The sequence below is a fragment of the Salinibacillus aidingensis genome, from assembly GCF_039522525.1.
In the GTDB taxonomy this organism is placed as follows: domain Bacteria; phylum Bacillota; class Bacilli; order Bacillales; family Alkalibacillaceae; genus Salinibacillus; species Salinibacillus aidingensis.
The window spans coordinates 562,230-581,134 of record NZ_BAAADO010000001.1; the positions used below are offsets into that span (position 1 = coordinate 562,230).

At 40.5% G+C, this 18,905-nt stretch carries 19 protein-coding genes and 2 tRNA genes; 2 read left to right on the top strand and 19 right to left on the bottom strand.

Features of this window, described 5'->3' with window-relative positions; translation table 11 throughout:
• Window positions 1-14: 14 nt before the first annotated feature.
• The 6 genes from yihA to ABD006_RS03005 form a co-directional block, all read right to left on the bottom strand.
• Window positions 15-602: a ribosome biogenesis GTP-binding protein YihA/YsxC gene (gene yihA / locus ABD006_RS02980; RefSeq protein WP_343837360.1), complete on the bottom strand. Its 588-nt coding sequence runs from the start codon at window positions 600-602 to the stop codon at window positions 15-17.
• Window positions 589-2,928 carry an endopeptidase La gene (gene lon, locus ABD006_RS02985; RefSeq protein WP_343837770.1) on the bottom strand — a complete coding sequence of 780 codons (2,340 nt, stop codon included), beginning with the start codon at window positions 2,926-2,928 and terminating at the stop codon, window positions 589-591. Before lon ends, yihA begins: the two co-directional genes overlap by 14 nt.
• A gap of 132 nt (window positions 2,929-3,060) precedes the next feature.
• Window positions 3,061-4,734, bottom strand: a complete 1,674-nt coding sequence (lonB, locus tag ABD006_RS02990; RefSeq protein ID WP_343837362.1) for an ATP-dependent protease LonB — start codon at window positions 4,732-4,734, stop codon at window positions 3,061-3,063.
• A 399-nt stretch (window positions 4,735-5,133) separates the two neighbouring features.
• Entirely contained in the window at window positions 5,134-6,411 is a 1,278-nt protein-coding gene (clpX, locus tag ABD006_RS02995; RefSeq protein ID WP_343837365.1) for an ATP-dependent protease ATP-binding subunit ClpX, read from the bottom strand.
• A 316-nt stretch (window positions 6,412-6,727) separates the two neighbouring features.
• Window positions 6,728-8,014, bottom strand: coding sequence for a trigger factor (gene tig, locus ABD006_RS03000; RefSeq protein ID WP_343837368.1), 1,287 nt, complete (start codon window positions 8,012-8,014; stop codon window positions 6,728-6,730).
• A gap of 162 nt (window positions 8,015-8,176) precedes the next feature.
• A complete protein-coding gene (locus ABD006_RS03005; protein ID WP_343837370.1) occupies window positions 8,177-9,166 on the bottom strand; it encodes a tetratricopeptide repeat protein in 990 nt (329 codons plus the stop codon).
• A gap of 293 nt (window positions 9,167-9,459) precedes the next feature.
• On the opposite strand from ABD006_RS03005, the gene sda reads away from it, so the two are divergent.
• The gene (gene sda / locus ABD006_RS03010; RefSeq protein WP_343837372.1) at window positions 9,460-9,645 is read left to right on the top strand and encodes a sporulation histidine kinase inhibitor Sda; all 186 of its coding nucleotides are present in this window, start codon (window positions 9,460-9,462) and stop codon (window positions 9,643-9,645) included.
• Between the two features lie 30 nt (window positions 9,646-9,675).
• Here sda and ABD006_RS03015 read toward each other — a convergent pair whose 3' ends face one another.
• Window positions 9,676-10,371 carry an abortive infection system antitoxin AbiGi family protein gene (locus tag ABD006_RS03015; RefSeq protein WP_343837374.1) on the bottom strand — a complete coding sequence of 232 codons (696 nt, stop codon included), beginning with the start codon at window positions 10,369-10,371 and terminating at the stop codon, window positions 9,676-9,678.
• A gap of 80 nt (window positions 10,372-10,451) precedes the next feature.
• Window positions 10,452-10,601: a hypothetical protein gene (locus ABD006_RS03020; protein WP_343837376.1), complete on the bottom strand. Its 150-nt coding sequence runs from the start codon at window positions 10,599-10,601 to the stop codon at window positions 10,452-10,454.
• Window positions 10,602-10,811: 210 nt separating this feature from the next.
• Here ABD006_RS03020 and ABD006_RS03025 point away from each other — a divergent pair, with 210 nt between their 5' ends.
• Complete coding sequence (locus tag ABD006_RS03025; protein WP_343837378.1) at window positions 10,812-12,020, top strand: S8 family peptidase; 1,209 nt, start codon at window positions 10,812-10,814, stop codon at window positions 12,018-12,020.
• 155 nt (window positions 12,021-12,175) lie between these two features.
• Here the strand turns inward: ABD006_RS03025 and ABD006_RS03030 are convergent.
• The 11 genes from ABD006_RS03030 to sdhB form a co-directional block, all read right to left on the bottom strand.
• Window positions 12,176-12,249: transfer RNA gene (locus ABD006_RS03030), tRNA-Arg, on the bottom strand.
• 1 nt (window position 12,250) lies between these two features.
• Window positions 12,251-12,324, bottom strand: a tRNA-Gly gene (locus ABD006_RS03035).
• Window positions 12,325-12,442: 118 nt separating this feature from the next.
• Window positions 12,443-12,961, bottom strand: a complete 519-nt coding sequence (locus ABD006_RS03040) for a metallophosphoesterase family protein (RefSeq protein WP_343837381.1) — start codon at window positions 12,959-12,961, stop codon at window positions 12,443-12,445.
• 6 nt (window positions 12,962-12,967) lie between these two features.
• Window positions 12,968-13,573: an XTP/dITP diphosphatase gene (locus tag ABD006_RS03045; RefSeq protein ID WP_343837383.1), complete on the bottom strand. Its 606-nt coding sequence runs from the start codon at window positions 13,571-13,573 to the stop codon at window positions 12,968-12,970.
• Window positions 13,570-14,343 (bottom strand): ribonuclease PH, encoded by a 774-nt coding sequence (gene rph, locus ABD006_RS03050; protein WP_343837385.1) that lies wholly within the window; start codon window positions 14,341-14,343, stop codon window positions 13,570-13,572. The genes ABD006_RS03045 and rph overlap by 4 nt, the downstream gene beginning before the upstream one ends.
• Window positions 14,344-14,527: 184 nt before the next feature.
• Window positions 14,528-15,631 carry a GerMN domain-containing protein gene (locus tag ABD006_RS03055; RefSeq protein ID WP_343837387.1) on the bottom strand — a complete coding sequence of 368 codons (1,104 nt, stop codon included), beginning with the start codon at window positions 15,629-15,631 and terminating at the stop codon, window positions 14,528-14,530.
• Between the two features lie 130 nt (window positions 15,632-15,761).
• Complete coding sequence (gene racE / locus ABD006_RS03060; RefSeq protein ID WP_343837389.1) at window positions 15,762-16,556, bottom strand: glutamate racemase; 795 nt, start codon at window positions 16,554-16,556, stop codon at window positions 15,762-15,764.
• Between the two features lie 36 nt (window positions 16,557-16,592).
• On the bottom strand, window positions 16,593-17,048 hold the full coding sequence (locus tag ABD006_RS03065) for a MarR family winged helix-turn-helix transcriptional regulator (RefSeq protein ID WP_343837391.1): 456 nt from the start codon (window positions 17,046-17,048) through the stop codon (window positions 16,593-16,595).
• Between the two features lie 168 nt (window positions 17,049-17,216).
• Entirely contained in the window at window positions 17,217-17,441 is a 225-nt protein-coding gene (locus ABD006_RS03070; RefSeq protein WP_044158440.1) for a helix-turn-helix domain-containing protein, read from the bottom strand.
• A 163-nt stretch (window positions 17,442-17,604) separates the two neighbouring features.
• Window positions 17,605-18,048, bottom strand: a complete 444-nt coding sequence (locus ABD006_RS03075; RefSeq protein WP_343837394.1) for an acyl-CoA thioesterase — start codon at window positions 18,046-18,048, stop codon at window positions 17,605-17,607.
• 80 nt (window positions 18,049-18,128) lie between these two features.
• A complete protein-coding gene (sdhB, locus tag ABD006_RS03080; RefSeq protein ID WP_343837396.1) occupies window positions 18,129-18,893 on the bottom strand; it encodes a succinate dehydrogenase iron-sulfur subunit in 765 nt (254 codons plus the stop codon).
• Window positions 18,894-18,905: the final 12 nt, after the last annotated feature.

The following is an 18,905-nucleotide window of genomic DNA, read 5'->3' on the forward strand; positions in this document are numbered from 1 at the left end:
TCCCGGACAACCCTTTATACATTCATGTACGAACGTATGGCCTTCCATGCTTCCTCTTTCCCTTCTCCACTTTCAGCTGAAAATGGAACGATTCGATCTTCAGGTTCAATATCCAGCGTTTCAGAAATAACCTTTAATTGCTTTTGTCGCTTGGACTTCGGTACCTTGTCCATTTTCGTGGCAATGATAAGCACAGGGATGTCATAGTATTTAAGAAAATCATACATGAGAAAATCATCTTCGGTCGGCTTATGCCTTAAATCAACGATGAGCACCGTAAGCTTTAATTCCTCACGACTGGAGAAATAGGTTTCCATCATCGTGCCCCATTTCTCTCTTTCCTTTTTAGAAACCTTTGCATAGCCGTATCCAGGCACATCAACAAAATAAAAATTTTCATTAATAAAATAGAAATTTAAGGTCTGGGTCTTCCCTGGTTTTGCAGAGGTTCTGGCCATACTTTTCCTTTGAATCATCCGGTTAATAAATGACGATTTCCCCACATTAGAACGACCTGCAAGAGCAATCTCCGGGAATGGATCATTAGGATATTGCTGCTCCTTAACCGCACTAATCACAAGTTCTACACTATTTACTTTCATTTTCCGGCTCCTCCATTAGTGCATGCTCCAACACTTGATCCAGATGATCGACTTTAATAAAGTTCAAATCCTTCCGTACACTATCAGGCACATTTTCCAGATCTTTTTCATTTTCTGCTGGAATAAGGATCGTCTTCAGCCCGGCGCGGTGGGCACTTAAGGATTTTTCTTTCAAGCCGCCTATTGGTAACACCCGTCCTCTTAAGGTAATCTCTCCTGTCATACCTACCTCTTTACGTACTGGACGTCCAGTTAATGCGGATACGAGTGCCGTAGCCATGGTAATTCCTGCTGACGGTCCATCCTTAGGTGTTGCTCCTTCTGGTACGTGAATATGGATATCATTTTTATCATGAAACTCAGGGTCAATATTTAATTCCTCCGCACGTGAACGGATATAACTGAATGCTGCCTGAGCAGATTCTTTCATGACATCTCCCAATTTACCTGTTAGGGTAAGCTTTCCTTTGCCTGGATAAATCGACACTTCGATGGATAGCGTATCCCCACCTGCAGTGGTATATGCAAGTCCGGTGGCTGCACCAATTTGATCTTCCTCTTCTGCCTGACCATAACGAAAACGTGGCTTACCCAGCATTTCCTCAAGCATTTTTTCTGTTACAATGACACGCTTTTTCTCATCTGAGACAATCATTTTTGCACCTTTACGGCAAATCGAAGCCAGTGTGCGTTCAAGGTTTCTTACACCTGCTTCTCTTGTATACATACGAATGATTTTGAGCAGGGCTTCATCCCGCACTTGAATTTTACCTTTTGTTAACCCATGCTCCTTAATTTGCTTCGGTAACAGATGCTCTTTGGCAATATGAAGTTTTTCAATCTCTGTATACCCTGCAATCGAAATGACTTCCATTCGATCCAGCAGTGGTCCTGGTACCGTCTGCAGCGTATTGGCTGTAGCAATAAACATTACATTGGATAAATCATAGGTTTCTTCTATAAAGTGGTCACTGAATGTGCTGTTTTGTTCAGGATCCAGTACCTCTAACATAGCTGAAGATGGATCTCCTCGGAAATCATTGGACATTTTATCAATTTCATCAAGTAAAAATACCGGGTTGATGGTTCCCGCTTTCTTCATTCCCTGAATGATCCGACCAGGCATTGCGCCCACATACGTTCTGCGATGCCCTCTTATTTCTGCTTCATCACGAACACCACCAAGTGAAGCACGCACGAATTTCCGGTCAATGGATTTAGCTATGGACTGGGCGAGAGAGGTTTTCCCTACTCCAGGCGGTCCCACTAAACATAAAATAGGGCCTTTGATACTTTCCGTTAATTGCTGTACGGCTAAGTATTCCAAAATACGTTCCTTCACCTTGTCTAAACCATAGTGATCTTCATTCAGAGTTCGTTCAGCTCTTATGATGTCTAAAATATCCTCTGTTTCCTCGGTCCACGGAAGAGCGATTAGCCATTCAATATAATTGCGAATCACAGAGCTCTCTGCTGAATTATTCGGTACCCTTTCATATCGGTCAAGTTCTTTATTCGCAACCTTTTCAATTCGCTCAGGCATGTTGGCTTCCTCAATTTTTTCACGTAATTGAGCGACCTCACCTGTTTTGCCATCCTTATCACCTAATTCTTTCTGGATAGCCTTCATCTGTTCCCTTAAATAGTATTCCTTTTGTGTACGCTCCATCGACTTTTTGACACGCTGACCGATTTTCTTTTCGAGGTTCAGGACTTCTTTTTCGTTATGAATTAATTCAATGAGATGATCAAGACGTTCTTTAACATTGATCATTTCCAGTATGTTTTGTTTATCTTTCATTTTTAATGAAAGATGGGAGGCTACAATGTCCGCCAGACGGCCAGGCTCATCAATATCCGAGACACTGGAAAGCGCCTCCTTGCTTGTCTTTTTTGACGCTTTTATGTATTGCTCAAAGTATTCCAGAAGGGTTCGCATTAATGCCTCTTCTTCTACTTTGTCCTCGTGCGTTTCCTCTATTTCCTCCACATCCACGAGAAAATAGTCCTCTTCCTCATCTTTAAACTGAAGTAATTCAGCCCGTTCCAGTCCTTCCACCAGTACCCGAATCGTACCATTGGGAAGCTTCAGCATTTGTTTTACATTAGCGATGGTACCGATTTGGTAAATATCGTCTTTCCCAGGCTCATCGATATTCACTTCTTTTTGTGAAGCCAAAAATATTCTGTTATCTTCCACCATTGACTGCTCCAGTGCCTTAACTGATTTATCACGGCCAACATCTAAATGCAGCACCATTGAAGGATAAACAATTAAACCGCGCAAAGGCAGGAGGGGAAGCTGTGTAATCGTATCTTTTGCCATAATCTGTACACCTCCAGTACTTCCATATTGTACTATCATCATAAAGAAATCCATTTCGTTTGTAAACAAATTACTACGAATGCTGCCCGGCCGGAAAATGAAAAGCACCCCGGAAAATCCGAGGAGCAACGTTTAAATGGATTTTCGTTGAGGATAGGTATATTCCTGATTCTGGGTAATCGAACGAAACTCACCTGTTAGCACATGATCCAGTACTTCGGCAAATTCCTGTACTGGTATAACCTCAATTCCATCAATCTGATCAAGTCCCGCCTGGCGATTCTGATAAGGAATGAATACCTTTGTCGCCCCGGCCTTTTTGGCACCCTTAATCTTCGGCAATATTCCTCCTACCGGTTTAATTTTTCCATGAATGCTGACTTCACCAGTAAGAGCAACATCGTTTTTTACCGGTACTTTATGAATGGCAGAGAAAATCCCAATAGCCATAGCGACTCCAGCAGATGGCCCATCTACAGGCATTCCACCAGGATAGTTAATATGCAGATCATATTGATGAACAGGTACCCCGATGGTTTTAAGCATGGTTAAGACATTTTTTACGGAATGGTTAGCCATACTTTTTCTGCGTATGGTCTTACTTCCCTGATTAAACTCCTCCTCATCCACAATACCGGATATACTTACATCGCCTTCGTCCCCGTCTGTTACGGGTAAGGCCGTTACCTCGATTTCCAGTAAAGAGCCTGTATTGGGGCCAAAGACGGCTAAACCGTTAACAACACCGACTCCTGGATGCTCTGGTACCTTTGGCGTTAACTTCGGTGTCAGCTGACTGGATTCAGCTACCCACTCAATATCCTTAATTTCTATTTTATCTTTTTGCTGCTTCTTAACAATACCGACACAAATTTGAACAATATTTACGGCTTCCCGTCCATTTCTGGAGTAAACAGCAATACGATCCAATGCTTCACGATCAATGCTCACATTGACTTTATCCGCTGCTTTTTTGGCTACTTCTATTAAATGTTCTGCCTCCAAATCTTTAAAAAAGATTTCCAGACATCTGGACCGAATCGCTGGAGGTATCTCCTCCGGGTTTCTGGTGGTTGCGCCAATCAGGCGAAAATCAGCCGGCAACCCCTGCTGGAAAATTTCATGAATATGCAAAGGAATTTTATCATTTTCCTCACTGTAATATGCGCTGTCAAAAAATACTTTTCGATCTTCTAATACTTTTAATAACTTATTCATTTGGAGCGGATGCAATTCACCAATTTCATCTAGGAATAATATTCCTCCATGGGCATTTGTGACAGCTCCTCTTTTCGGCTGAGGAATCCCGGCCTGCCCCATGGCGCCTGCACCTTGATAAATCGGATCATGAACAGAACCAATTAATGGATCCGCAATACTACGCTCATCAAATCTGGCGGTTGTCGCATCCACCTCTACAAATGCAGATCCTTCACGAAAAGGAGTTTCCGGTCTCTTTTTTGCTTCTTCAAGGACCAATCGGGCTGCTGCAGTTTTTCCCACTCCAGGCGGACCATACAAAATGACATGCTGCGGATTCGAACTGCAAAGCGCTGCCCTCAGTGATTCGATGCCATCCTCCTGTCCAATGACTTCCTCCATTTTATTTGGCCGTACCCTCTCAGATAGAGGTTCTGATAAAGAAACCGAACGCAATCTTCTTAAATCCTCCAATTCTTTCTTTGATTCCTTTTCAATAGTAACTTTACTCGTTCTGTTATTCTTTAACATATTCCAAAAATATAATCCAACCACTATTCCGACCAGCAGCTGGATAAATATTGCTACTCCGGCAATTCCACTCATCCTAAATCCTCCCATATACAAATTACATTATCCCTAGTATTTCCTGAAAAAACATGGAATAAACGCAGAAAAGCGGAGGCGACCGCTTAGGCCCGACGACATAAGCAGAATATCCGGAGTGGCCGCTTTTGGCCATGGAGGGTATTCTGCTTATGACCGCTTGGGCCTGGGAGCCGCAGCTGGACAAAGAAAAGCGGAGGCGACTGATTAGGTCATGCGGGATAAGACGAAGACATGGAGTGGCATGGGTTTGGCCACGGAATGGCTTTGGCTTATATCCGCCTTGACCTAGGAGCCGCAGCTGGACAGAGAAAAGCGGAGGCGAGCGGATAGGCCCTAAACGAAAAAAGCCCCGAATGTCACCTTACTGGTAACATTCGGGGCTTTCTTCTGCTAAGCTTATGCACTTTCTTTCGGTGATTCATCATTCTGATCCACAACAGAACCGTCTGTCATGACCAGTTTTGGTTTACCGTTTTCGAGTTGAACAGTATCCTTGGTGATAATACACTTATCAACATCATCACGGGAAGGAAGCTCATACATAACATCCATCATAATTCCTTCTATGATTGAACGTAAACCACGTGCTCCTGTTTTACGTTCAATCGCTTTTTGAGCAATGGCCTGCAGTCCTTCATCTTCAATTTCAAGCTCTACATCGTCAATTTCAAATAACTTCTTATACTGCTTAACTAGTGCGTTTTTCGGTTTTGTCAGGATTTCCACTAATGCATCTTCATCTAACGGTTCCAATGCTCCAATAACAGGAAGACGTCCGATAAATTCAGGAATTAATCCGTAACGAAGCAGGTCTTCAGGTAATACTTTGGATAATAATTCCGCTTTATCTAAATCTTCACCGTAATTGTCTGCACCAAAGCCGATGACACGTTTACCTAAACGGCGTTTAATAATCTGCTCGATGCCATCAAAGGCTCCGCCCACAATAAATAATACATTACTGGTATCAATTTGAATAAATTCCTGATGTGGATGCTTACGACCACCTTGTGGCGGTACACTTGCTACTGTTCCTTCAAGAATCTTTAACAGGGCCTGCTGTACCCCTTCACCAGAAACATCCCGTGTAATCGATGGGTTTTCAGACTTTCTGGCCACTTTATCAATTTCATCAATATAAATAATTCCTTTTTCGGCTTTCTCTACATCGTAATCGGCAGCCTGGATCAGTTTGAGCAGAATATTTTCCACATCTTCCCCTACATATCCGGCTTCCGTTAAGGATGTAGCATCCGCAATTGCAAATGGAACATTCAGAATGCGTGCAAGGGTTTGAGCCAATAATGTCTTACCGCTTCCTGTAGGTCCCATAAGTACAATATTACTTTTAGATAGTTCAATATCATCACTATTCTGGCTGGAATTAATTCGCTTATAATGATTATATACAGCAACCGATAGGGATTTTTTAGCATTTTCCTGTCCGATCACATAATCACTTAAAATTTCGTTAATTTCCTTTGGCTTAGGAACCTCTTTAAATTCAACTTCTTCTTCGTTCCCTAATTCTTCCTCCACAATTTCCGTACAAAGTTCAATACATTCATCACATATATAAACACCAGGGCCTGCTACTAATTTCCGAACCTGCTCCTGTGTTTTCCCACAGAAAGAGCATTTCAAGCGTCCCTTTTCATCATTAAATTTAAGCATTCAATCACCTCACCAATAAATCTGTATCTCTTTACCATAAATTCAGTTCTTCTCTTGTTAGTCTTTAGCACATCATATCAAATATGTGTGTGTGGAAGAAAGTAATAAACATCTACATTTGATTACCTTTTTATAAAGATATGTAATCATTATGTACGTCATGTCTTTATAAGTCAATGATAATGAAACCCTTATGTTTATTTCGGTCTCAGGAGATACAGTATAGCCTATATGTATGCAGCATATACTAAACCTGTTCAATCATTTTATGTATGTATAAAACAAGGTACGATTTCTCGCACCTTGTCTTCAATAATTATGCGGTTTTACTTTGATCGACTAAGAAATCAATTGCTTTTCTAAGCTTCAGTTCATCCTTAAGCATGTCTGTGTTTCCGCCAAGAGCCTGTTTAATCTGTTCTACTTCCATTTGATAGGATTTAGCCATATTCTCAAGCTCTTCATTTATGTCTTCCTCAGTTGCTTGAAGGTTTTCCGTTTCTGCAATGGCTTCTAATGTCAGGTTGGTCTGAACACGTTTTTTCGCATCTTCTCTCATTTGTTCTTTTAGCTCATCCTGACCCTGGCCGGAGAACTGCTGATACATATCCAGCGTCATTCCCTGCATTTGCAGGCGCTGTTCAAACTCCTGAAGCATACGATCAAGCTCGGATTCAACCATTGCATTAGGAATATCCACTTCAGCATTTTCACTGGCTTGTTCCACTAAGCTTTCACGTTTTTGATTGTCAGCATCCTGTTCCTTTTGCTCTTGAAGGCGTTTCTTAGTTTTTTCCTTCAATTCATCAAGAGATTCTGCTTCATCATCTGCGTCCTTTGCAAATTCATCATCAAGCTCAGGAAGTTCCTTACCTTTTACTTCATGAATTTTCACTTTAAAGGTTGCCGGTTTACCTGCAAGATCCTCAGCATGATAATCTTCCGGGAACGTTACTTCAATTTCACTTTCTTCTCCTGCTTCCTTACCAATTAGCTGATCTTCAAAGCCTGGAATAAATTGACCGGAGCCAACTTCAAGGGAATGGTTTTCAGCACTGCCGCCTTCGAATGGTTCGCCATCCATAAATCCTTCAAAGTCGAACACTACTGTATCGCCTTCCTCAATTTTACCGTCTTCTTTAACAACGAGCTCGGCATGACGTTCCTGAAGCTGTTTAATTTCATTTTCAACATCTTCGTCGGTAACGCTGGTATCCTGCTCTTCTACTTCAAGACCTTTATAGTCTCCAAGTTTTACTTCAGGCTTAACCGTTACTTTAGCAGTGAAAATAAGATCTTTTCCTTTTTCAATCTGCTCAATGTCAACGTCCGGCTGATCAACAGGTTCAATTCCCGCTTCATCAATCGCTTTTGTATAAGCCTCAGGAAGAACCAGGTCTACAGCATCCTGGTAAAGAGCCTCTACTCCGAAACGCTTTTCAAAAATTGGACGTGGTACTCTTCCCTTTCTGAATCCTGGAATTTGTACATCTTTTACAACTTTTTTGAAGGCTTGATCTAAAGCAGAATCAAATTCTTTCGCATCTACTTCAAAGGTTAGTACTCCTTCATTGCCTTCTTGTTTTTCCCATTTTACTGACATAGAATTCCCTCCAACATCTATTATTCAATTAATGAACTTTAATGAACTAAAATTTAATTTTAAGATAGTAGTTCAATTATATAAGTACGAATGCATAATGCAACCATTATATTATAACATATTCTTTACACCTTTCAACAAATTTACCAACACTTCGAACCGCTATTCAATTTGGGAAAAGTACTTTTTTTCTAACTCCTGTATCTCATTTTTCCAATATTCCCGTTCCTCACTGTCTTCGTTCTCCATCGAATATTCATCATCCATTTGCAGGTACTCTAAAGCCAGCGATAATATTGCTTCTGTAATGACTGTCTGATCCTTTTGCCCCGGTACAAATGGAAAATAAATATAAAGAAAGCGGAAGAGTATCTGTCTGGTAAATTCAAACAAAGTAGGATCCTGCTGTTCCACCCAATCCAGGGAATTCATAACTTCCTTTGCAAACGTCTGGTCCATAATATCGTCCAGTTCTGTCGGGTTTACAATCTTTATCTGATTAAATTTATCCACTTCTATATCTTTATTGATTTCCTGTTCCATAAACCATTGTAAAAGTCCAGTCTTCATGACCGGGTTTAACTCTGAATCACCAAAAAAGGGAATGAAATCATCCACATAATCCTTCAGAGGCTTCTTTCTTAATAAGGATAATAGACGCCATTGTTCCTGAAAGCTTCCCCCATCTAAATTATGAAGAAAATATTCAATTTCCTTATCATTGTACTTATTATGATCCTGATCCTGGTTGAAATTTTGACTTAAGTCGTAAATCTGCTGAAATTGTTCCCGATATGTATAAGGGACATCCTCAGTCGCAAAAATCTCATCTAACAAACTGGTGATTTCCCCATACTGACTGGTTTGAAATAAAACCGTTATATAAATATGTAAGTATTTATAATAGTTATCCTCATCTTCCTTCATGAGCTTTCGGCATAGGGCGATTGCTTCATCAAAACGGCCTAACTCTATATAACAAATCACCTTTCCTGTTAAAATTTCATAGGATGCAGCTTCAAATTCCTCCAGAAGCAAAATTTTCTCTAATGCATCTTCATATCTTTTCTCCTTTAATGCCTCAAGACCGTCCTGCTCTAATTGTCTTTTCCATCCAGGAAATATGACAACATCTTGATGTTTCTTTTTCATAAACACCTTCCTGTTCTTTTATGCTGAGGTTGTTGTATTTATTATTCATACCCTGTAACAACGATTTAAAACTTCATTGTATGTCCATTTTATGATGACTTCCCACAATATACCATAATGAAACCTTTTTGATAACTCCCTGCTACGAGCCTTCCTTTCTTAAGTTTAAAATTATTTTGAACGGGAAGAACTTTAATAAGTATTTAGGCTGAATACAATTAAGAAATTTCTTTCTGTTAAAAGAGCCGCGAATATACGGGGAAGTCTTATAAATTTTACCGCTATTCGTAGGAGTGATACTTATTCGTTTTGCATTTTTAACAGATGAAAAATTATTGGATGCTTATCAAAAAGCAATAGAGTTACAATTATCCAGCCAATTTATTCAAATTCTGGAGGAGGAGCTTCAAAAACGGAATCTTAAACAACACACCAGTACTTTTAATATAAAAGTGGATTTTGGTGCGGTCGAGCAATAAAATTTGCTTGACCACCGCAAATCTATATGACTAAATATTTTCAATAAGATCCCAGCTTAGAACACTAATATTAAGAAACCCTTCTCCTTTTAGATATTCACTTATTTCATTCACATGATCTTTCGGTACAATAACCGCTTCGACATCCTCATTTGTAAATGAAAAATCATCCAGACACCTCCACTCTCTTTCGCCATAAAAGGAATCATCATAATCAGAATCAAAATGTGTCAGTTTCAGGAAGTTTACGAGTGGATTATTTTGATTGATTCCCAATAACTCCAGGAAATCCATCTGATTTTCAGTGCCTTTCTCTTTTACTTCTCTCTGAACTTGTTTCGGCTGCATTTTTAACATTTTAGTCGGATAAGGCTCAAAATATAATACAGGATGGAAATTTTCATGAATTTTCCTGGCATTAAATCCGATGGCATAATCACCATAATACTGACGGTGGAATACTAGATCCTTTAATGGGATGTCACAGACACAGCAAAATTCATCGGTTTCTACCTTTTCCAGAACCTTTTCGGTCGTCGTTGCCTGTAAAACCTTACTTTGAAGGATATTTTTTAAATTTCCCATTGCTCTTTCGGGATGTCTTAACGTAGTATTTTCCTTCACTTCTCTTAAACAACGGAAGTGATGCCATACCTCGGAACCATCCTTTGAAACAGGACCCCCGGTGAAGTGCCAGTAAATGTTGGAGTAAAAACGAGGTTTCATCTAATTCCCCTTTCTGTACCTTTCACCCTCATAAGCAAACAAAAGCATTAAGCGTCAATCAGCTTAATGCCCATTTCATTTCATTCTAATGTTTGAAGCGTCTCTTTAAACTGATTAAATTCTTCATCAGTCAGGTTTTCATTCAGCACCACAAGCAAATTATCATGCTGAATAGTCTTTGTTAAAATGCTGTCCGCTTCTCCTTCAAGGTTACCAAAATAATCTTTCATATCGTTTCACAATATACGGTAGCCTTTTTAGTATGACCAGAACCCAATAAAATACTCACCATTTATTAAATCAAACTTCAAGCCCAGAAATATAATAATATAGTGCAAAAGTTTCTCATTCGGCACGTGAAATTTTGAACCCTTTTTCCCAAAGGAATCAACACCTCTTTTTCAGAAATAGTTATGTATATTCTGAAAAGGAGGAATAATATGAAAAAGGTAATTTGGTATGCAGTAGCTGCGATTTTTGTTTTAACAGCTTTTCCCGTTATGGGAGCCGCAGCTGCAAGTGCAGAGACCCCTATTAAGGATAGTCAAAATTCTGTCCAGCCAGTAGGAAATGCAGGCGATTATGTCAAAGGGGAAGTCGTTGTTAAATTTAAGGAAAACACAACGAAAGAAAGACTGAAGCAAGTTGCAAAAAAAGCAGGTGCAAAAGTCGCCAAAGAAGAGGATATTGTAAAATCTCCTTTTAAAGTACTTAAAGTTGGCAATGTAGAAGCGGTAGTCAGAGCATTAAACAAAAATCCCAATGTCGAGTATGCAGAGCCCAATTATAAAATGAGTGCTACGTGGACTCCCGATGATACCTATGCAAACCCTTCCTATCAATATGGACTATTTACAACAAATACAGATCATGCCTGGGATATTGCCCGTGGAAGCAGTAACCAGGAAATTGCGGTTATCGATACTGGTGTAGATTATCAGCATGAAGATCTAAATAACAAAACAATCTTGGGCTATGACTTCGTTCAAAACGATTATGACCCAATGGATCGTAATGGACATGGCACTCATGTAGCTGGAACTGCAGCAGCGGAAACCAATAATGGAACTGGTGTTGCTGGTATGGCACCGGAAACTAATATTTTAGCCGTTCGTGTACTCGATTCAAGAGGCAGTGGTTCGCTGGCTGACATTGTGGATGGTATTCGTTATGCGGCAGACTATGGCGCTGAAGTCATCAATTTATCCCTGGGATGTAACTGTGATACCCAGGCTTTAGAGGATGCTGTCAATTATGCCTGGAATCAAGGTTCAGTAGTTATCGCAGCAGCTGGAAATGATGGCGTATCCACGACATTTGAACCTGCTTCCTACGAAAATGTAATTTCAGTAGCCGCTGTGGATAGCAGTAACCAGCTGGCAAGTTTCTCGAACTATGGATCATGGGTCGATGTAGCTGCACCAGGTGTTGACATTGCCTCTACAGTCCAGCGTGATGGCTATGCCTATATGTCTGGTACATCCATGGCCTCGCCACATGTTGCAGGTCTGGCAGGACTATTGGCAGGACAAAATCGAAGCCACTATGAAATTCGTTCGGCCATTGAAAACACAGCAGCCCCTATTAGTGGAACCGGCTACTATTTTGAACATGGCCTCATCGATTCTTACGCCGCTGTTAACTATTAATACTATCCTAAAACGGCCTCAACAGGTTATCCTGTGAGGCCGTTTTATGTCTCATGCTTACAGTGAAGTCCTATCAGACATGTGATCCAGGTTCAGAATAAAAAAACCTCAATCTCCTAACAAGCACTTTAAGAGATTGAGGTCTTTTTCGATAACGTCCCAGGAGAGATTCGAACTCCCGACCCACAGCTTAGAAGGCTGTTGCTCTATCCTGCTGAGCTACTGGGACATGGAGCGGGTGATGGGAATCGAACCCACGACATCAGCTTGGAAGGCTGAGGTTTTACCACTAAACTACACCCGCAACAGACAAAACCTATTATAAGAAGATTTGATGTTTATGTCAATAAGTTTTACGAAAAAAATTTTAAAAACCCTCTATCACCGGAGAAATTTCTCTCCTGGTGATAGATCGGTTTATATTATAAATGAATAGCTGTTGTGGCTTCAACTTCTCCCTGGAGATTTAAAAATTCAACCTGAAGCTCATTCTGTCTCTCCCATCCTAAGCGTACATAAGTGGGCGTTGTACCTGCAGCCCCGCCCCGAGGCTCACGAATACTTCCAGGATTAATAAATAACGTATCCTTTACTTTTTCAGCCCCTGCCAGATGAGAGTGTCCAAAGCAGGCGATATTGGAACCTGTTTCTTCTGCTCTGTACGAGAGTGGCATTAAACTAGTCTTAACCTGATAAAGGTGTCCATGGGTTACGAAAATCTTCTGACCATCCACCGATAATTGCGTGTCTTCAGGATAATTCTGATCAAAGTCACAATTCCCTCGAACTTTATAAAAGGAACTCATTTCCTCTGAATGATAATCAAGTTCTGAATCCCCGCAATGCACAAAAGCATCTGCTTCATGCTGATGACGTTCTTTAATCACATTCAATTCTTCGGTTAAGCCGTGACTATCACTGGTAATGATAACAACAGACAACGTCAATCACTCCATTATTTCATTCGTTTTCATGTAATCCAGCATCCTGTCAATCGCATGACGACGATGACTAATACGGTTTTTTTCATCTGGAGAAAGTTCAGCAAGGGTTCGATCCATATTTTCAGGATAGAAAATAGGATCATAACCAAAGCCGTTCTCCCCTTTTTCTTCAAATCCAATGTATCCTTCACAAGTACCCCGTTTTGCAATGGTTTCTTTTTCAGGCCGGGCTAACGCAAGTACACAAACAAAGCGGGCGGAACGTTCTGGCATCTCCACTCCTTTTAACTCCTCCAAGACTTTTTCAAGATTCTTCTGATCATTTTTTTCGAGTCCGGCATAACGGGCAGAATATACACCAGGACTCCCATTTAAGGCATCTACCTCAAGACCGGAATCATCACTCATCACAGGCAGTGAAAAGCGCTTTGAGATTTCTTCGGCTTTAATTCTGGCATTGGCTTCAAACGTATCCCCTGTTTCCTCAATTTCCGGAATGGTTTCGTCTAATTCAGGTAAACTGACAATTTCGATCCCGATGCTTGAAAAAATGTCCTTAAACTCAGCAGCTTTACCCTGGTTCCTGGTAGCAAGAATGACCTTTTTCATTCCTTCTTTTCCTCCTGAGGCGATTTTTGTTTTTTCAAAAGTTCTTCATGCCATTTTCCAACCGCTACCCGTTGAATTTCAAAAATCTCTTTTAAGCCGTCATCGGCCAGCTGAAGCATTTTATTCAGTTCCTCATATGTAAATGTGTCCTCTTCACCTGTTCCCTGAATTTCAACAAACTCACGACTGCCATTCATGACGATGTTTAAATCAACTTTAGCCTCTGAATCCTCACGATAACAAAGGTCAAGAATTTCTGATCCACCTGGTAAAATTCCAACAGAAATAGCTGCTAAATAATTGTTAATCGGAAATTCCTTGATGGATTTCGTTTCGATTAATTTTCCAAAGGCCTGAACCATCGCTACAAAAGCTCCGGTAATGGAGGCTGTACGTGTACCACCATCTGCCTGTATTACATCACAATCAATCCAGACGGTACGCTCACCGATTTTATCCAGGTCAACGACAGCCCTCAGTGAACGACCGATTAAACGCTGGATTTCCATTGTACGACCGGAAACCTTTCCTTTGGATGACTCCCTGATATTCCTTTGTTCAGTTGCTCTGGGCAACATGGCGTATTCTGCTGTAATCCAGCCCTTTCCCTGACCGCGTAAAAAGGGAGGAACACGATCTTCTATACTTGCATTACAAATGACCTTGGTATCTCCTACACTAATAAGAACGGAACCTTCCGGATGCTTTGTAAAATTGGTTTCAATATGTATTTTTCGTAGTTCATTTGCTTCTCTGCCATCTGTTCTCATTGAATTATCCTCCTTCTGAGACTTTACCTTATCATTTTACTCTTATAATAACAAATCTTAAATGGGCCATGCTTCTTCTGGTTTTCTTATCCACAAATCATTTATTTAATCATTTCACCGGCCACAAAAAAGAGGCTGATGACCAGCCCCTATCTGACATATGTTATTATATACATCTTTTGGATTAAATACCACTAGGTTCAGAAACATCCTCCCTGGTTACCGGCTGAGAATAGGCTTCACCGTTTTCATTGAATACCTGCTCTGTTCCCTCCACCTTGATTTGTACAGATTCTACGTTGGGATGCTCGGTTAATGTCAGCACAATAGAACTCAGTACCGGATCAGAAATCGTCTGGTTCTTCTCATCATTAAAGATCGACTTATTAAAGGTTAGCGCTAATACCCCATCCTGATTCACCGGCTTCTTCGTCAGCTCTACGTCATTCTGGAACACATTTACGAGACCTGTAAGTTCATAGTCAGGGCCTTCAACAAGCTGATTAATTACACTCTCATATTTGCTATCACTTTCGCCTTCTACTCTTGTTGTAACAGGAACATAATAATAATGCTCTTCCTGCTGGGCAGGGTAATAAACCGTCACAGACTCACTATTCATTAAATCCGCAACGTCCCCAACGTGTAAATTAATCCCATCTGAACGTGCATACCCATTACCAATCGGAGTACCATTGACAGGCATGACATTCTGTTCGACTCCATCTATTTGAAGTTTAATCCGATCGACCGAATCAAATTGTGTCAGGGTAAACGTCATTGCCTGAATAATTTTCAGTTCATTTTCTGCCTTATACTCTTTGAACTCTTTTGAAACGTCTACAACTAATGTACCATTATCCTGTAAATTCAGACTGTTGATGTTGGTACCAGCTGGTATGACAGCCTGAAAACCATTAGGCAGAATATCAGAGACCGGCCCATCCTTTACTAAGTATTCCAGGGTCTGTTTTGCAACTTCCTTTGAATCTGCCTGAGGAAGTGGTAATGTCTGCGAAACCACCATACCGTTCTCATCTATTAAATATAGTTCTCTGTTTGTTGTTTCAGTGGTTTTTGCATCTTTATTATTTGTTGTTTCCTCACTTTCCTTCTTATTTTCCGACGCTTCCTTTTTGTTCTCTGCATTATCTAAATCATTGACTGTCTGAACATTTTGAGGTGGATCCATCAGTTCCTCCAATGATTGTTCTCCCTGCAAACAGCCTGATAGCAGTACAATACTGGATGCCAATGCCGTTCCTATCCAGATTGATCGTTTTTGCATGCTTTTCCCTCCCATGATGGTTTGTACTATTATTTATACGAGCTATTTTTAAATTTAGACCAAAAAATATAGGGAAAAGCTTTGGATAATCAAAAAACTTCCCCAATGGTATGAGGAAGTTGGCTTATTCTTATAATTTAATACTTTGCACAAACGCAAGGGGATACCCGAACCATACTTTAGCGATCTGTTCAAAAAGTTTTAAATTACCAGTTGTGTAAAATTTATGCTGAGGAATGCGTTCCCCCTGATATAAAAGATTGTTGTAGGACAGAATCGTACTCACTTCTCTGGCAGTTTCATCCCCTGAAGAAATCACAGACACCTTTTCTCCCATCACTTCCTGAATGAGTGGCTTCAAAAGAGGATAATGGGTACAGCCCAGGATTAACGTATCAATATTCGTGTTTAACAGCGGTGATATAGAATCATAAACAGTCTGGCGGGCATTGTCCCCCTCCAATACCCCGCTTTCTACAAGAGGTACCAGAGCTGGACATGCTAAGCTGTATACATAAATGGATGAATTAATCTGTTTCAGCACATCTGGATAAGCTCCACTTTCAATTGTTCCTACTGTACCAATAATTCCGACGTTTAAATTATTGGTCGTTTTAATAGCGGCTCTGGCCCCTGGCTGAATAACGCCAATAACGGGGACCTCAAGCTCCACTCTTAGTTCCTCTAACACAAATGCCGTAGCCGTATTGCATGCCACAACTAACATTTTTATATCTGAATGAATTAAGTACTGAACCATTTCCCACGTATATTGTCTGACCTGTTCTTCCGGTCTCGGGCCATAGGGACACCTTAATGTATCTCCAAGATAGATAAATTCTTCTTTAGGCAATTGACGGATTAATTCCTTTGCAACCGTTAATCCTCCAACCCCAGAGTCTATAATTCCAATTGGTTGTTTCACAGTGAATCGCCTTTCTGTTCTGGATTTAAGATAATGCTAAGATTTATTCTGGTAATCAGAAATGTCATTATTTAATTGACTTAACACATTTTTTAATGTATGAACCTGATTCTGGTCATAGCTTTGTAAAACCTCTTGTAAATATTGCTGGCGTTTAGAAATAACTTCATCAATGATCGTTCTTCCTTTTTCCAGTAAATGAATCCGGACAACTCGACGGTCATTTGGATCAGGAACACGTTTAACAAGCTCACTTTTTTCCAGACGATCGACTAAGTCAGTCGTCGTACTAAAAGCTGAAAATAATTTTTTCGATAACTCGCCAATGGTTAAATCTCCTTCATCTAATAACCATTGTAATGCAATAAACTGTGGGGTTGTGATTGGATAATGTGTCAGAATTTCCCTTCCCTTTTGTTTAAGGATATAGGAAATATTGCGCAAATCCTTTTCTAAATGTGCAATCGTTTCTGCATCTATAGTTTTAGCCACTTCTTTTCCCCCTACATATTCGTCGACGTGCTTATGCTGTCACCCTAAACGGTCGCCTCCGCTTTTCTATTCTATTTTCTATGTTTTTTTTGAAAATATCAAGTTACGTTTTTGTTGCAGGTAGAAAAAGAGGCTGATGCCAAGGTGTCCCTGGATCAGCCTCAAAGTTTAAAGCTTTAACTCCCCCATGCGAAGGAGCTCGACAACTGCTTGTGAACGCCCCTTTACACCAAGTTTTTGCATTGCATTGGATATATGGTTCCGAACCGTTTTTTCCGAAATAAACAGCTCTTCAGCTATTTCTTTCGTTGTTCGGTCCTGAACCAGCAATTCAAAAACTTCTTTTTCCCGTTTTGTTAGTAGCTGCTTCGTGTTATAATCCTCATTATTCAATCGGGAACCCCTCCTTGCTGTACATGAGCCACAAGGAATAAGGGGAATTATTTAGTCACTGTATAGTATGTATATCGCAAAACTGCCGTGCCCTCATTTGAGCATAAAACCACGTATATTCAGAAAAATGGTCATATGTTTAAATGGCCATGAGAGCTGGATTTTATTTGTTTAACTTTTCCAGTTCCTTTTCCGTGAAAGGTACTGGCGTTCCTGAATCCGGATGAATCTTGACAATACGTCCACGTCCGGTGAAACACACGTCTTTATCCTGGTTGATTCCTAAGTAATGAATGTCGACAGAAGTATTTCCCACATGATTGGCCTTCACATACAATTTCAGTGAATCCGTAAAATAAATTTGTTTATGATAATCACATTGCAGATCCGCTACAACCGGGATTCCGTCCTGTGGATCACTCAAGTCCTGGAATACTCCAATATGACTAAAAAAAGCAATACGGGCTTCCTCAAAATAAATAAATGGGGACACATTATTCACATGCCCGAACATATCTGTTTCAGAAAAGCGAATTTTTACCGGAATATAAAAAGAGAACTCCCTCTGCCACGTTTCCTTAACTGATATATAATTAACCGTCTTCACATTCCTTCCTCCTATTACTAATAGTTCGTACGTGTATACAAATTGAGCCTCTTCTTAATAATAGAAGAGGCTCAAATCTATTAGTTGATGTTGTCACTGCCAAAAAAGCTCTTGAATGACTGCAGAGTTGCCTCACGGTTAAGGGCCGCAATGGATGTCGTTAATGGAATACCTTTAGGACAGGACTGAACACAGTTTTGGGAGTTCCCGCAGTTGGCCAGTCCTCCATCACCCATAATCGTTTCCATACGTTCACTCTTGTGGAACTCACCAGTTGGATGGGAGTTAAACAGGCGAACCTGGGACAATGGTGCAGGACCAATAAAGTTTGAATCACTGTTAACGTTCGGGCAAGCCTCCAGACAAACTCCGCATGTCATACACTTGGATAATTCATAGGCCCATTGACGTTTGCTCTCAGCCATACGTGGTCCAGGTCCTAAGTCATAGGTTCCATCGATAGGAATCCAGGCCTTTACCTTCTTCAGTGAATCAAACATACGACTGCGGTCAACAGCCAAATCTCTTACAACCGGGAATGTCGTCATTGGTTCCAGACGGATTGGCTGTTCCAATTGATCGACCAATGCTGTACAAGCCTGTTGTGGTTTGCCGTTAATTACCATGGAACAGGCACCGCATACTTCTTCTAAACAACCCATTTCCCAAAATACCGGTGTTGTTTTTTCCCCTTCTGCATTTACCGGATTTCGGCGGATTTCCATTAAAGCCGATATCACATTTAGATTTTTTCTATATGGAATACTGAATTTTTCTTCATATGGCTTAGAATCGGGGCTATCCTGACGAGTTATAATCAGATCAATCTTCTTTGTATCACTCATGGTTCTCCTCCC

What these genes read in the sequence shown, in the direction of transcription:
- yihA (WP_343837360.1), bottom strand. Translation starts at nt 602, where the DNA reads ATGAAAGTAAATAGTGTAGAACTTGTGATTAGTGCGGTTAAGGAGCAG.
- tig (WP_343837368.1), bottom strand. Translation starts at nt 8,014, where the DNA reads ATGTCAGTAAAATGGGAAAAACAAGAAGGCAATGAAGGAGTACTAACC.
- ABD006_RS03045 (WP_343837383.1), bottom strand. Translation starts at nt 13,573, where the DNA reads ATGAAAAAGGTCATTCTTGCTACCAGGAACCAGGGTAAAGCTGCTGAG.
- lonB (WP_343837362.1), bottom strand. Translation starts at nt 4,734, where the DNA reads ATGAGTGGAATTGCCGGAGTAGCAATATTTATCCAGCTGCTGGTCGGA.
- sdhB (WP_343837396.1), bottom strand. Translation starts at nt 18,893, where the DNA reads ATGAGTGATACAAAGAAGATTGATCTGATTATAACTCGTCAGGATAGC.
- ABD006_RS03055 (WP_343837387.1), bottom strand. Translation starts at nt 15,631, where the DNA reads ATGCAAAAACGATCAATCTGGATAGGAACGGCATTGGCATCCAGTATT.
- ABD006_RS03020 (WP_343837376.1), bottom strand. Translation starts at nt 10,601, where the DNA reads ATGAAAGATTATTTTGGTAACCTTGAAGGAGAAGCGGACAGCATTTTA.
- rph (WP_343837385.1), bottom strand. Translation starts at nt 14,343, where the DNA reads ATGAGAACAGATGGCAGAGAAGCAAATGAACTACGAAAAATACATATT.
- clpX (WP_343837365.1), bottom strand. Translation starts at nt 6,411, where the DNA reads ATGCTTAAATTTAATGATGAAAAGGGACGCTTGAAATGCTCTTTCTGT.
- ABD006_RS03015 (WP_343837374.1), bottom strand. Translation starts at nt 10,371, where the DNA reads ATGAAACCTCGTTTTTACTCCAACATTTACTGGCACTTCACCGGGGGT.
- ABD006_RS03025 (WP_343837378.1), top strand. Translation starts at nt 10,812, where the DNA reads ATGAAAAAGGTAATTTGGTATGCAGTAGCTGCGATTTTTGTTTTAACA.
- lon (WP_343837770.1), bottom strand. Translation starts at nt 2,928, where the DNA reads ATGGCAAAAGATACGATTACACAGCTTCCCCTCCTGCCTTTGCGCGGT.
- ABD006_RS03005 (WP_343837370.1), bottom strand. Translation starts at nt 9,166, where the DNA reads ATGAAAAAGAAACATCAAGATGTTGTCATATTTCCTGGATGGAAAAGA.